The 13,817-nt window shown below is 62.0% G+C and carries 14 protein-coding genes; 12 read left to right on the top strand and 2 right to left on the bottom strand.

Annotated elements, in window-relative coordinates:
* From DFR67_RS27215 to DFR67_RS27160, 12 genes are all read left to right on the top strand, one after another.
* The coding region (locus DFR67_RS27215; protein WP_146240552.1) for an ABC transporter permease at nt 1–497 on the top strand (497 nt) is incomplete at its 5' end.
* Nucleotides 497–1,660 carry an MCE family protein gene (locus DFR67_RS27210; protein ID WP_211325172.1) on the top strand — a complete coding sequence of 388 codons (1,164 nt, stop codon included), beginning with the start codon at nt 497–499 and terminating at the stop codon, nt 1,658–1,660. The genes DFR67_RS27215 and DFR67_RS27210, both read left to right, overlap by 1 nt.
* Nucleotides 1,657–2,667 (top strand): MCE family protein, encoded by a 1,011-nt coding sequence (locus DFR67_RS27205; protein WP_110472577.1) that lies wholly within the window; start codon nt 1,657–1,659, stop codon nt 2,665–2,667. Before DFR67_RS27210 ends, DFR67_RS27205 begins: the two co-directional genes overlap by 4 nt.
* Nucleotides 2,664–3,659 carry an MCE family protein gene (locus DFR67_RS27200; RefSeq protein ID WP_110472576.1) on the top strand — a complete coding sequence of 332 codons (996 nt, stop codon included), beginning with the start codon at nt 2,664–2,666 and terminating at the stop codon, nt 3,657–3,659. The genes DFR67_RS27205 and DFR67_RS27200 overlap by 4 nt, the downstream gene beginning before the upstream one ends.
* Nucleotides 3,656–4,852, top strand: a complete 1,197-nt coding sequence (locus tag DFR67_RS27195) for an MCE family protein (protein WP_110472575.1) — start codon at nt 3,656–3,658, stop codon at nt 4,850–4,852. Before DFR67_RS27200 ends, DFR67_RS27195 begins: the two co-directional genes overlap by 4 nt.
* Entirely contained in the window at nt 4,849–5,955 is a 1,107-nt protein-coding gene (locus DFR67_RS27190) for an MCE family protein (protein ID WP_110472574.1), read from the top strand. Before DFR67_RS27195 ends, DFR67_RS27190 begins: the two co-directional genes overlap by 4 nt.
* On the top strand, nt 5,955–7,343 hold the full coding sequence (locus DFR67_RS27185; protein ID WP_110472573.1) for an MCE family protein: 1,389 nt from the start codon (nt 5,955–5,957) through the stop codon (nt 7,341–7,343). The genes DFR67_RS27190 and DFR67_RS27185 overlap by 1 nt, the downstream gene beginning before the upstream one ends.
* Entirely contained in the window at nt 7,319–8,038 is a 720-nt protein-coding gene (locus tag DFR67_RS27180) for a hypothetical protein (RefSeq protein WP_110472572.1), read from the top strand. Before DFR67_RS27185 ends, DFR67_RS27180 begins: the two co-directional genes overlap by 25 nt.
* On the top strand, nt 8,035–8,598 hold the full coding sequence (locus tag DFR67_RS27175) for a hypothetical protein (protein WP_110472571.1): 564 nt from the start codon (nt 8,035–8,037) through the stop codon (nt 8,596–8,598). Before DFR67_RS27180 ends, DFR67_RS27175 begins: the two co-directional genes overlap by 4 nt.
* Before the next feature lie 31 nt (nt 8,599–8,629).
* The gene (locus DFR67_RS27170; protein ID WP_281268381.1) at nt 8,630–9,718 is read left to right on the top strand and encodes an ABC transporter ATP-binding protein; all 1,089 of its coding nucleotides are present in this window, start codon (nt 8,630–8,632) and stop codon (nt 9,716–9,718) included.
* Nucleotides 9,719–9,877: 159 nt separating this feature from the next.
* Nucleotides 9,878–10,672 carry an enoyl-CoA hydratase-related protein gene (locus tag DFR67_RS27165; protein ID WP_110472591.1) on the top strand — a complete coding sequence of 265 codons (795 nt, stop codon included), beginning with the start codon at nt 9,878–9,880 and terminating at the stop codon, nt 10,670–10,672.
* A gap of 83 nt (nt 10,673–10,755) precedes the next feature.
* Nucleotides 10,756–11,661: an SDR family oxidoreductase gene (locus DFR67_RS27160; RefSeq protein WP_110472570.1), complete on the top strand. Its 906-nt coding sequence runs from the start codon at nt 10,756–10,758 to the stop codon at nt 11,659–11,661.
* Nucleotides 11,662–11,725: 64 nt separating this feature from the next.
* Here DFR67_RS27160 and DFR67_RS27155 read toward each other — a convergent pair whose 3' ends face one another.
* Nucleotides 11,726–12,757: an Rv3169 family protein gene (locus DFR67_RS27155; RefSeq protein WP_245938194.1), complete on the bottom strand. Its 1,032-nt coding sequence runs from the start codon at nt 12,755–12,757 to the stop codon at nt 11,726–11,728.
* A gap of 13 nt (nt 12,758–12,770) precedes the next feature.
* Nucleotides 12,771–13,814, bottom strand: a complete 1,044-nt coding sequence (locus tag DFR67_RS27150; RefSeq protein WP_110472569.1) for a phosphotransferase family protein — start codon at nt 13,812–13,814, stop codon at nt 12,771–12,773.
* Nucleotides 13,815–13,817 lie beyond the last annotated feature (3 nt).

The raw sequence follows: 13,817 nt of genomic DNA, 5'->3' as shown, positions 1-13,817 counted from the left end.
CTTGCTACCTGCCATGTCGTCGTCGATTCTTCCTGCCCAAACACTCGGGCAACAGAGTCGCACAACAACTGGACCACTACGAAGGGCCCACCTCATCCATCCCCTCGCTTCCCTACCTCGTCGCGACCCGTGTGATCGCCGGAGTGATCGCGGTGATACCGCTCTACGCGGTCGCGCTGTTTGTCGGCTATACAGCAACACAATTCGTGACAGTGGTCATCTACGGTCAGGCCTCGGGTACGTATACCCACTATTTCAGTGTCTTCCTGGTCCCGAAAGACGTCCTCTGGTCGCTCCTCAAAGTGATGTCCATGGCCGTCGTGATCATGTGCGTCCACTGCTATCACGGCTATAACTCGAAGGGCGGTCCCGCCGGCGTCGGGGTGGCTGTCGGACGTGCGGTACGTACATCTCTGATCGCCATCATGCTCATCAATCTCCTGGTCGGAATCGCCGTCTACGGTGGACCTTCCGGCGCAGTGAAAGTGTCTGGCTGATGGGGGCCGCAGGAGTGAATCGCAAGTCGACCAACGTCCTGCTCGGTCTCGCGCTCGTCGTCGCGGTGACCGGTGCCGCCGTACTGTCGTTCAGCATCTACAGCGGCAAACTCACGTCATCTGACCGCGTCACCCTGTACGTCGACCGTGCCGGACTGATGCTGGAGAAGGGATCTGACGTCAAGGTCAGTGGAGTCGTTGTCGGCCACGTGTCCTCGGTGCGCCCCGATGACGACAAAGTCATTGTCTCCATGGATATCTCGAGCGACTACGCCAAAGACCTACCGGCAAATACCAACGGGACCATCGATCCCACCACCCTCTTCGGACGAAAGTTCGTCACCCTCATCCGCCCCGAGCAGCCCTCGGACAGACGCCTGACAGCAGGTAGCGTGATCGAAGACGGTACAACCACCACCGAGGTCAACGACCTGCTCGAATCGCTCGTCACCGTCCTCCGCACCGTGGACCCCCAACGGGTCAGCAACACGCTCACCGGACTGTCCACAGCCCTTGCCGGTGTCGGGGACAACGTGGGAAATCTCGTCGTCGATCTCGACGGCTACCTGCGTGACTTCAACCCTCACCTCGACGAGTTGCAGAAGGACATGCAGTACGGATCGCAGGTCGCCGAAACCGTCGCGCAAGCAACTCCCGACATTCTCGACACAGTCAGGAACCTCACGACGACCAGCGGAACGATCACAGAAAAGGAGAAGCAGCTCAGTGCTTTCCTGCTCAGCTTCTCGAACTTCGGAGCCAGTGGGGAGAACCTGTTCGTGACAAGCGGGACTCCTCTACAGAAGGCGGTCTCGGCGCTGCAGCCCACATCCGCCGTGCTCGGCGAGTTCTCGCCGATACTGCCCTGCTTCATCGCGAATCTGGCTCAGACGAACCGGCATCTGGAACTGACCAACAGCGGAAGTGGACGACCGGGACTCAACATCTTGGGGACACTCCTGGCCGGCAATCCTCCGTATTCGTACCCGGACAACCTCCCGAAGACGGGTCTCGACAACGGTCCGAGCTGCTACCCGGCGGGGCCGAAGGGTGCGGGCCACGTCAATTTCGACGACGGCAGCGACGCCTATGCCCCGATCCAGGGACCGACGGACTTCATCGGAAATCCTCTGGCCGACCTGCTGTTCGGAGGATCGCGATGAAGATGACAGCAACCCTCGTCAAGCTGGGAGTGTTCATCGTCGTGACCGCGCTGGCCGGAGTGTTCGTCGCCGCCGTTGCCGGGAATCTCCGGTTCGGTCCGTCGAACACATACGAAGCGGTGTTCGCGTCGGCGTCCGGTGTCGAATCGGGAGCCGAAGTCCGCATCGCCGGCGTTCCGGTGGGCAACGTCGAAGACGTCGCGCTCACCGGAGACGGAACCGCGCTCGTCACGTTCGACGTGGCAACCGAGCACCGCCTCATGTCGGGCACCCGTGCCGCGATCCGATACAAGAATCTCATCGGCGACCGCTTCGTCGAATTGACCGACGGCCCCGGATCGGTCAGTCCGCTGGCGGGTCGGCCGATCCCGGTCGACCAGACCACGCCGGCTTTGGATCTCGACCAGGTGGTGAATGGTTTCCGCCCCCTGCTGCAGGGTCTGGACCCTGATGAGACGAATCGCCTGTCGGTCTCCCTCGTGCAGATCCTGAATGGACAGGAATCAGGTGTTTCCCAGTTGATCTCGGACCTCGGACTGTTGACCAACACACTGGCTGATCACGACGAATCGATCGGTTCGGTGATCACGAACTTCAACACCGTGCTCGAGACGGTCGACGCACGAAGTGGTCAGCTCGGCACGATGCTCGGCTCACTGCAGAGCCTGGTCAAGGGCTTGTCGGACGATCGCTCCCAGATCACCGGTTCGCTCGACAAGATCGATTCGCTCACTGGCGAACTCGGCGATCTGCTGCTCGACTCACGTCCTGACATCAAAGGCTCGGTCGAGGGCTTGAATCGGTTGTCCACCAATCTGAATGCGAGCACCGACACCCTCAACCTCGTGCTCTCACGGCTTCCCGAAACCTACCGCCTGATCAGCCGGGCCTCCGGATACGGCAGCTTCGTCAACTTCTTCGTCTGCGGGCTCGCCATCAGATACGGATCCGAACCGAAAGATCAGACACCCATGTTCCTTTCGCCGGCAGGCAGGTGCCAGCCGTGATGACCAAGTCCATGCTCGAACGTGACCCGCTCAAGATGGGAATCATCGGTACGGTCGCGATCATCGTCGTTCTGGTACTCGCCTTCAATTTCGACCGCATTCCGTTCGTCGACCGAGGCGAGACCATGCACGCCGAGTTCAGCGACGCCAGCGGACTCGCAGCCGGTGACGCCGTCCAGGTCGCCGGGGTCAAGGTGGGCGAAGTCGGATCCATCAAGCTCTCCGGAGCCAAGGTGAGTGTCGAATTCAAGGCGGACACGGGCAAGCAACAGCTCGGCCGTGACACAACCGCGGCGATCAAGGTCGAAACTGCTCTGGGACGTCGCTACATCGAGCTGACGCCCCGCGGTACCGGCGATCTCGGTGGCACCATTCCGCTCGCGCGGACGACGGCCGGCTACGACATCACCCGAAGCTTGGAAGAGGTGACACAGAAGGTCGCCTCCACCGACAAGACCAACCTGTCCACAGCACTCGATCAGATCAGCTCGGTTGCCGAGGAACTCCCCCCTGACCTGCAGTCGTCGATCCGTGGCCTCAGCCGATTGTCGGAAACAATCGGTTCCCGCGATGATGCTGTCCGTCAGCTACTCGCCAATTCCGGATCGGTCACCAAGGTCCTCGCCGACCGTAACCAGCAACTCGTGTCGCTCTTCGGTGACGGACAGACATTGTTTGCGGCCCTGAACACCCGCGCGGCAACGATTCACAACATTCTCATCCAGGCCCGGCAAGTCGCCGACGCCCTGACCGGGATAGCTGTGGACAACGATCAGACGTTGAAATCTGCGCTCGATCAGCTGAATGGTGTTCTGGACATCTTGAACAACAACTACGACAACATCAATCGGGCCATCAGCGGTCTGCAAAGCTTCACCACCCAGGTCGGTGAAGCTGTCGGATCAGGTCCTTTCTTCGGAGTGTTGCTGCAGAACATCCTTCCCGCCAACATCTCCGGGCAACAATCCAACAGTCCGGGAGGCCCGCGATGAGCAACAGATTGACACGCCTGGCACGAAGAATAGATGGCAAACCCGGCAAGGTACTGCTGTGCATCGTCGTGGTCGCGGCCATCGCGCTCCCTGCCGCCGTCTTCTACTCCACCAGCACCACCAATCACGTCGCCGCCTACTTCCGCAGCGCAGCAGGAATCTACGTCGGCGACCGGGTGATGATTCTCGGGGTTCCGGTCGGTGAGATCGACTCGATCGAACCGGACGGCGACCGCGTGCGTATCGAGTTCCATTACGACGGACGCAATCCTGTTCCGGCCGGTGCCCGAGCGGCGATCGTGGCGCCGACGTTGGTCACCGGTAGATACATTCAGTTGGCCCCCGCATACGAAGGTGGTCCGCGGATGGCAGACGACGCGACGATCCCCGTGGACCGAACCGCAACCCCCGTCGAGTTCGACGAGATCAAGAAGCAACTCGTACAACTGTCCGACGACGTCGGTCCGACCGAGCAGGACGAGCAGGGCGCACTCAATCGCTTTCTCGATGTCAGCGCCGACACTCTCGAGGGGAACGGCGCGATTCTCCACGACGCGCTGACGCAACTGTCGCAGGCATCTCAAACACTCAATGCCGGCGGAAATGACCTCTTCAGCACAGTCGACAACCTCGCGACGGTCACGACCTCTCTCTCGACGGCGGATGATCAGATCCGAGGTTTCAGCACCCAATTGGCGAACCTGTCGGGTGTGCTCAACGACAACAGGACCGAACTCGACGCTTTGTTGGGAAGCATGAACGCGGCGTTCGGCGTTGTTCAGGGTTTCGTCGCGGAGAACCGCGAGATCCTGGTCAATGACGTCAACAAGGCGAACACCGTGACGCGTCTGTTGGTCGACCGCGTCGACTCGCTCGCCCAGATCCTGCATGCCGGGCCCAACGCCCTGTCGAATCTCTACAACATCTACGACCCGATCTCCAACTCGCTCACCGGTGCTCTGGCGATCCCGGACATACCCGATCCGAAATCCCTGATCTGCGCACTTCTCACCACAGTCAACGCCCCGGAGAGCGAATGCATCACCGCAACGCGCAACCTCACGGCCAATGTCGCAGCGGCAGCACCCACAACGGTTGCCAAGCCACAGCCAAAAGTCCCCACGCTCCCGAAGGTCCCGACGACTCCGAATCTGTTCATCCCAGGTCTCACGCCTCAGGATGGCGGACGATGAACGCGGCCCGGACATCTCTTGGCATGCTCGTCTCGATCTGCATCCTGGCGACCACAGCGTGTTCTTTTGACGGAGTGAACTCGATAGCGTTGCCCGGCAACACTTCAGGAGGCGACACGTACCGCGTCACCCTGGATATCGAGGATGTGCAGAACCTCGTGGGCAACTCGCCGGTCAAAGCCAACAACGCGACAGTCGGCAACATCAGTTCGATCAAGACCGACGGCTGGCAGGCCCGGATCACTCTTGATCTCAACGCCGACGACCCGATTCCCGCCAACGTTTCGGCGAAACTGTCGCAGACGAGCCTGTTCGGCTCGCAATTCATCGATCTGACGGTGCCCGAGGGGCAAGCACCCCAGGGCCGACTCAGCGATGGCGCGAACATCGCGATCGACCGGACCGATCGGTACCCGGCAGTCGAAGAGGTCCTTTCAGCACTCTCGCTGGTCCTCAACGGCGCTGGGCTGCAGCAGATTCGGACCATCACGAACGAGCTCGACCGGGTGGTGGGTGGACGGGAAACGGAATCTCGCAGCCTCATCAAAAACCTTCGCGTGTTCGTGGACGGACTGGCCGATCAGCGCCGCGACATCGAGAGAGCGATCGAGAGCGTCAACCGGCTCGGCGCCGAACTCGCGGCCCAGACGGAAACCATCGACGCCGGGATCGCAGCCATCGAACCGGCACTGGGTGTGCTCGATGAACAACAAAAACAGTTGACTCAGATGCTCACCTCGGTTGGGCGCTTCGGTGACGCGGCCACAGGAATCATCCGTGACAGCAAGTCCGATATCGAGTCGAACCTCGCGGATCTCGCACCGACCTTGAACGCGCTCGCAGATACCGGCAAGGATCTGCCGGAGGCACTCAAGATCGCCCTGACCATTCCGTTCCCGATTGCGACGACCGCGCGAGGCATCCGGGGCGACTACCTGAACCTCTTCCTGACACTGGATATCAGTGTCGACACGATCGCGAACAAGGTCATCCCGAGTGTCACCCGGCAAAAGCGCATCGCGCCGACGCCCGCGCGGCAGAACGCAGATCCATTGAGTGCGCCTCTGACACCGGCAAACAGTGACGACGGAGGCCAGAACTGATGCTGACCAAACTGATCAAGTTCCAGTTGGTGGTGTTCACCGTCGTCGCCGTGCTGGCCGTCGGGTACTCGGCGTACAGCTACGCCGGCCTGCAGCGGTACAGCGGAATCGGCACTTACACCGTCAAGGCTCAGCTACCGGAGGCCGGCGGGCTCTACGCCAATGCGTTGGTCACCTACCGCGGCGTCGACGTCGGTGTGGTCACTGCGATGGAACTCGCCCCTACGGGTGCGGTTGCCGTCCTGCAGATCAATTCGGACTACAAGATTCCCACCAACACGTCAGCGCACGTTCGAAGTGTGTCGGCGGTGGGCGAGCAGTTCATCGACCTGCTTCCCGAACAGTCCGGCGGACCGTTCTTGGCCGATGGAGACGTCATCGACCAGAAACGGGCGTCCATCCCCTACCCGGCCACCGAAGTCATCACCAAGGTCAACGCCCTGCTTCAGACACTCCCCAAAGAGGCACTCCGGACGACAGTGGACGAGGCGTCACTGGCGCTCGACCAGACCGGAACCGACGTCAACCGGGCCCTCATCGCGTCGACAGAACTGGTCGGCAACGCCCACAAGAACCTGGAGCCGACTCTGGCACTCATCGACACGGCCGGGCCGGTCCTGTCGGCACTGGCAGATTCAGGGACCGAGATCGCCACGTTCTCCGGTAATCTCTCGTCGTTCACGAAGCAGCTCACAATGAGTGACGGCAGCATCCGATTGGCCCTCGACAGCGGCACCCCGTTCTTCGACACGGTGTCGGGTGCTTTCCAGGACCTGACCCCGGTGCTCCCGATCCTGCTCAGCAATCTCCAAACCGTCGGTGAGGTGTTGCGCGTCAACGTGCCTGGTCTGCAACACATACTCGTCGTGTATCCCGCGGTCTCCTCCGCGATCAACGCGATGCATCAGGGTTTCCAGGATCCCAGCGACACACTGTCCGGCCAGGGCGCCCTCGACGTCAAACTGGGCAACACCGCAAACCCACTCCCCTGCACCGAAGGATACGGCGAGACCGAGCGACGTGATCCCGGCGACGTGAGTTCGCTACCGGCACCAGACAATGCGTATTGCAAGCTGCCCGAGAACGACTACCGGGTGGTCCGTGGAGCCCGAAATCTGCCCTGTGCCACCGACCCCTCCGTGCGAACGGCACTCGTCGCGGATTGCCCAGGTGGGCTGCCCTCGCAATGGCCTCAGATGTTGTCCCGGCCGGGTACCGGTAATCAACCTGCGGCCGTGGATCCGCGGACACCGGTTGCGGTTCCCTACGATCCCGCGACCGGTCGATTCCGTACTCCGGCGGGTGCCACGTACACCGTCGGCAGCCTGGCCTCGAAAACATCGGACACAAAGGAGAAAACGTCATGGCAACAACTGTTTCCCGAATAGACGAACGCTCGAAGACAAGCAAGGCCGAACACACCGCAGAACCCGAATCTGAAGAGATCGGGGACGTCACCGTCAGTGATCCGGACGCCGTGGCCTCCGCCGACTCGGACACCCCCTCGGGCGACAGTCGGCCTGACAACGACAGCGGCAGCGGCAGCGACGGTGATGAACCGGAGGGTCCGACTGACGCTGTGCCGACCGACCGCCCACGTCGACGTCGGTTCACCGCACTGTTGCTGGTCTGCTTCGCACTGGTCATCGCCGCCGCGGCCGCCGGTGCCGTGTATTTCGACCGGCATACCGAGGCGGCCTCCGACACCGACCGCGACACCGAAATCGTTTCCACCGCAAAACAAGTGGTCACCAATCTGGTCACGCTCCGAGGCGACACCGCTGATGCCGATGTCCGCCGTATCGAAGGGTCGACGACCGGGGACTTCCAAAAACAGTTCACGGACGCCACCGGTAGCTTCGCGACCGTCTTGACCCAGGGCGAAGTCACCTCGACCGGCGAGGCCACCGAGGCGGCACTGGTCACGGCAGACGACAAGTCCGCGACCGTCATCGCCGCGGTCACCTCGACCGTCAAGAACAGCGAAGCACCTGAAGGACAACAGCGGGTCTACCGCATGAAGCTGACCCTGGAGAACATCAAAGGACGCTGGCTGGCGTCGAATGTGGAGTTCGTCTCATGAAAACCGCACTGAACACACTGCTTCGACTGCCCAATCGCGGCTTCACCGCACTGGCCGACGTGTTCGGTCGCTGGACAGCGCGACGCGTGAAGGTGGTCGGAACGCTCATGGTGGTCCTCACGGCCGCCGCCCTCGGATTCTGCGGTTACGCGGTCTACGAAGACCATCAGGACGAAGACCTACAGGCATCCGGTCAGGAGGCTCTTACCGCGGCGCGCACCATGGTGCCGAATCTGCTGACATACAAGGCAGAATCCGTCGATCAAGACTTCGCCCAGAAGTTCACGATGCTGACCGGTGAGTTCAAGTCAGAGTTCGAAGACCTGAGTGTCAAGTCGATCATCCCCACCGCCAAGGAACGCCAGATCGTCACGACTGCGCAGGTGGCCGAATCCGGTCTGATCGATCACGGCGACAAGAAGGCAACCGCTCTGCTGTTCATCAACCAGACCACTACCAGCACTGACGAGCCCGACCCCAAACTCGACGGCAGCCGGGTCAAGGTCACCGTCGAAAAGTCCGGTGACAGCTGGAAGATCTCGGCACTGACGCCGGTCTGATCAGAGCACCACACCACATTAGGAGTGACACATGGGAGCCTCAGTCAGTGTTGAGGGTTTGACGAAGTCGTTTGGATCGCAGAATATCTGGCGGGATGTCTCGCTGACATTGCCGATGGGTGAGGTCAGTGTGCTGCTGGGCCCGTCGGGTACCGGCAAGTCGGTGTTCCTCAAGACTCTGATCGGATTGCTGCACCCGGAGCAGGGGTCGGTGATCATAGATGGCACCGACATCACGAAGTGTTCGTCACGTGAGCTGTACGAGATCCGCAAACTGTTCGGTGTGCTGTTCCAGGACGGCGCCCTGTTCGGGTCGATGAGCCTGTTCGACAACATCGCCTTCCCGCTTCGTGAGCACACGAAGAAGAAGGAAGACGACATCCGCGACGTCGTGATGGAGAAGATCGAACTGGTCGGTCTGACCGGCGCGGAGAACAAGCTCCCCGGTGAGATCTCCGGCGGTATGCGCAAGCGCGCCGGCCTGGCCCGCGCCCTGGTCCTCGACCCGCAGATCATCCTGTGCGACGAGCCGGACTCGGGTCTGGATCCGGTGCGTACGGCCTACCTGTCGCAGCTGCTGATCGACATCAACGCCCAGATCGACGCCACGATCTTGATCGTGACCCACAACATCCAGGTCGCCCGGACCGTGCCGGACAACATCGGCATGCTCTTCCGCAAGGAACTGGTCATGTTCGGCCCGCGTGAGGTCCTGCTGACTTCGGATGAGCCGGTGGTCGATCAGTTCCTCAACGGCCGTCGTATCGGACCCATCGGTATGTCCGAGGAGAAGGACGACGCGCAGCAAAAGCGTGAGCAGGAGATGGTCGACGCCGGGCATTCCGACGGCGGCACCGCCGAAGATGTCCGCGGCATCGTCCCCCAGCTGCAGGCGACCCCGGGGCTGCCCGAGCGCAAGGCCGTCGCCCGTCGCCAGGCCCGCGTCCGCGAAATCCTGCACACCCTGCCCGAACCCGCCCAGCGCGCGATTGAGGACAGCTTCATCGAAGAAGCCGCCGCACAAGCGAAAGGCCGCGAAGCCACCCGACTCACCCGGCCGGCGCCGGTCTGGGAATCCTCAGATGCCCGGACCGAACAGATACCCGCATATCGCGCTTAGCATGAGCGGTGGGCCGCCTGCCGCCCTTGACGGCTTCGAACTGGTGGCCACCCTATTGATTCGGCGCAGGCTTTAAAGGTACGGTAGTGCAAATGGTCAGGCCTAATGACCAGAACAAACCCGAGCGTCAGCTCGCATAGGAAAGGGACAACGTTGTCGATCGAAGACTTCACGGATGTGACCTACAAGGTCGAGGACGGGCTCGCCTGGATCACCATCAATCGTCCAGAGCGTTACAACTCGTTTCGAGCCAACACCGTCGACGAGCTCGTCCTCAGCTTCAAGAAGGCGTGGGGTAGCGACGAGGTCGGCGCTGTCGTTCTGACCGGGGCCGGTGAAAAGGCTTTTTGTACCGGAGGCGATCAGAAGCAGCGTATGGAGACCGGCGACTACGGCCCCTCGGCGAGTGGACTCTTCGAGGTCGATTCGCTTCACCGGGTCATCCGCGATGTACCCAAGCCCGTGATTGCGGCGGTCAACGGTTTCGCCATCGGTGGCGGCCACGTGCTGCACCTGCTGTGCGATCTGACCATTGCATCCGAAACAGCCAAGTTCGGTCAGAACGGGCCTCGTGTAGGTTCTTTCGATGCCGGCTTCGGAACTGGCCTCATGGCACGCGCGATTGGCGAGAAACGCGCACGAGAGATCTGGTTCCTGTGCCGTCAGTACAGCGCCGAGCAAGCCCTGGAGTGGGGCCTGGTGAACAAGGTCGTACCGGCCGACCAGTTGCACGCCGAAGTGACCGCGTGGGGAGCGGAGATCCTGAAGTTGTCGCCCACCGCACTGAAGGTCCTCAAGCAATCCTTCAACTCCGACACCGAGCACTTTGCCGGCATCGGGCAGATGGCCTACTCCAGCCTCAAGATGTTCGGTGAAACCGAAGAGGCCAAAGAAGGCATCACCGCCTTCAACGAGAAGCGCACACCGGACTTCAGCGAATATCGCGGCAACTGACGACCGACAGCATCAACCGCAGATGATCCGGAAGGTCTAGCTGTGGAGTGCCGTCGGCACACAGACAGTTGAGAGGAATAACGATGTCCGAGGCGAATGCAACGACATTTTCGTCGAATCTATTGCTGAACAAGCGCATTCTGATCACCGGAGGCGGTACCGGCCTCGGCAGAGGCGTTGCCAAGCACTTGGTCGCGCACGGTGCCGAAGTACACCTCTGGGGCCGCCGCGACGCCGTGCTCGCCGAAGCGGCGGCGGAAGCGTCCGCCGACCACCCGGGAACCGTGCACCACCACACGGTCGATGTACGGCAGTACGACCAAGTCGATTCGATGATGGACAACATCTGGTCCACCTACGGTCCGTTGACCGGTGTCCTCAACAACGCCGCGGCCAACTTCATCGCGCAGACCAAGGATCTGAGTCCTCGGGCCTTCGAGGCGGTGACCGGAACGGTGATGAACGGTTCGTTCCACACCACCTTGGCGGCGGGTAAGCGCTGGATCGCAGACGGATTGCCAGGCAGCGTCCTCTCGACGTTGACCACCTGGGTGTGGACCGGATCGGCCTACGTCGTCCCCTCGGCCATGGCGAAAGCGGCAGTTCATTCGATGACGATGTCCCTGGCCGTTGAATGGGCCAAGTACAACATCCGGATCAATGCTCTTGCCCCGGGGCCCATCCCGACCGACTACGCATGGGAAATGCTCAATCCCACCGACAACAGCTCCGTCGGCGCCACCCAAGCCGACCAGATACCCGCCGGCCGCACCGGCACCATCGAGGAGCTGGCAAATCTGACGATGTTCTTGCTGTCGGACGCATGCGACTACCTGACGGGCCAGACCATCGCGATGGACGGTGGTCAGATGCTCGCCGGGCCGGGTACTTTCGCCGGCCTCAACAGTCTCAACGACGCCGACTGGCAACAGATCAAGGACAAGAGCAAGGCCGCATCCGAAAAGAGCAAGTCTCAACGCTCGGTGTGACCCCCACTCACAACAAATGCCCCTGACATTCGGAACTCACGATGTCAGGGGCATTTTTTGTACTTCACATGGTCGGTAGATACGAATACGACCGACTGCGGGTGAGAGCGAACTCGAATATGCCTGACCCCCTGTGACCGTTCAGGTCGAACGTGCAGAGTCGATCGGTGAGCGCCGAATCCAGCGTGGCTGGGTTGACCGAGCCGTCGAGGGGGTAGGAGTCGAACTCCACATGGTCGGCCCCGAGCTGCGCACCGTGGTGGCCTCCGTACCCGGCGCCCGCCATGTGGCCACCTCCCGCCGACGCGTCCGCCCCGACCACGTACTCCACTCCGGAAGCCGTGACCACCTTGACTTTTCCCCGGCGCAGGTCACGAGACTCGTCGAATTCGAGATCGTGACCGACATCGACGATCGGGTCGAGCCGGCCGTCCACATGCATGACCGCCCCCTCGAGGAGGAGCCGATTGTGGTCGCGAGTCTCCACCAACAGGAAGCCGATGGACAGATCCGCGAACTGCGCCTGGTACCAGATGTGCAGTCCCTGGCCCCCCGCCATCGTCCGGACCCCGCGCGACCGGTCCCGCTGCCCGTACCAGCCGTCCACCGATCTGGTGACACCGTCGATGGTGAGAGTGCCTGTGTACCGGCCGGATTGAAACAGGTGATCGAACGCGGTCGAGTCAGCGCCGGCGTTGTCGACGCTGACCTCGCCGAACCACGCGGGAGTCCTCGCCTCCCAGGTGAGATCGAATTCGACGTTGCCCGGGTTCGGACCGAGCCGCAACTGCCAGGTCCGGTTGGGCGATGCGACATTAAAGGAGAACGGTCCCCCTCCGGATCCGTCCGTCGTGCTGAGAAGCGTGGAGTATCGGAGATTGCGTTGCTCCGTCTCGTCACTGACGACCACAAAACCGTCGACGGTGTCCTTGGCCGGGTACATACCGAAGCCGAAAATGACCGACGGGCTGGTCGCGTCCGTGGGGTGCAGGTTGAAGACGAAACGATCGAAGAATCGATCCGGAAGGCCGGCTGCGCCGGGGCGGGTCAATTCATCGTGGAACGCGCTGTCGTAGCGCGACTCGGTGTGGGGCATCTGATGAGCTCCTTCATCTCCGCGACGTCGACGTCGCGGTCTCCAAGCCCGCGGCGACTCGCGCGTCGGCGAGAAAGCGTTGCACGAGCGAGGGATCCGTGTAATACGGATCCCCACCACTGCTCACGCGGCGCCGACTGTACTCGTAGAGCACGGCGAGTTTCCACAGGGCCAATGTTGTGTACCAGCTCAGTCCCGTCAGATCGCGGCCCGTCTTGGTGCTGTACCGGCGAGCCAGATCGGAACGGGAGGGATACCCGGGCTCGAGCATCGCCGAACTCAATTCTGCGGTCGCGTTGCGCTGCTGCCCGGGCTCCGGCACGGTCGCAAGAAAGTACCCGACATCGAGTAGCGGATCGCCGATGGTGGCGAGCTCCCAGTCGAGCACCGCCCTCACCCGTCCGGGTCGGTCAGGCGCCAACACCACGTTGCCGATCCGGAAATCGCAGTGCACCAGGGCCGCCCCCGATTCCGGCGGAACATTGGCGGCAAGCCAGCTGGTGACATCCGCAAAATCAGACGGTGGATTGCCGGACTCGTCCGCGACGAGGCGCCCCATCCGATTCAGATGCCGCGCATTGAATCCCTCCGGTCGACCGAGGTCTCCCAGACCGACACCACGCCAGTCGACGGCGTGAAGGTCACCGAGTACATCCATCAGGTCATAGGCGATCTCACGCCGGCTCTCCGGATCGGCCAGCGGGTCCGGGGTCGTGGTCGTGACCACCGGACCGGATGCGAAACTCATCACGTAGAACGGCACGTCGAGCACCTCGTCGGCATCAGCTGTCGCCAGAACTCTGGGCACCGGCACAGCTGTTCCCTCGAGCGCGGTCAACAGTCGGGCCTCACGGAGCATGTCGTTCGCACCCGGCGGTGTGGGTGGAGGTGGTGGTCTACGCACGACGACATTTCGCTCGCCGTCACCGACCAGAAACGTCAGGTTCGAGTGGCCGTCGCCGATCGGTCGGGCGGTCAGCGACCCCTCGGTGAGTCCGCGTTCGGCAAGAAAACGTTCGAGCGCACCGAGTGTCTCGGGCGTCCAGTCCCAGGGCACCCG

Source organism: Williamsia limnetica (assembly GCF_003217475.1).
GTDB lineage: Bacteria > Actinomycetota > Actinomycetes > Mycobacteriales > Mycobacteriaceae > Williamsia > Williamsia limnetica.
Note: the sequence above shows the minus strand (reverse complement) of the source record. Positions and strands in the feature narration are given on the sequence as shown.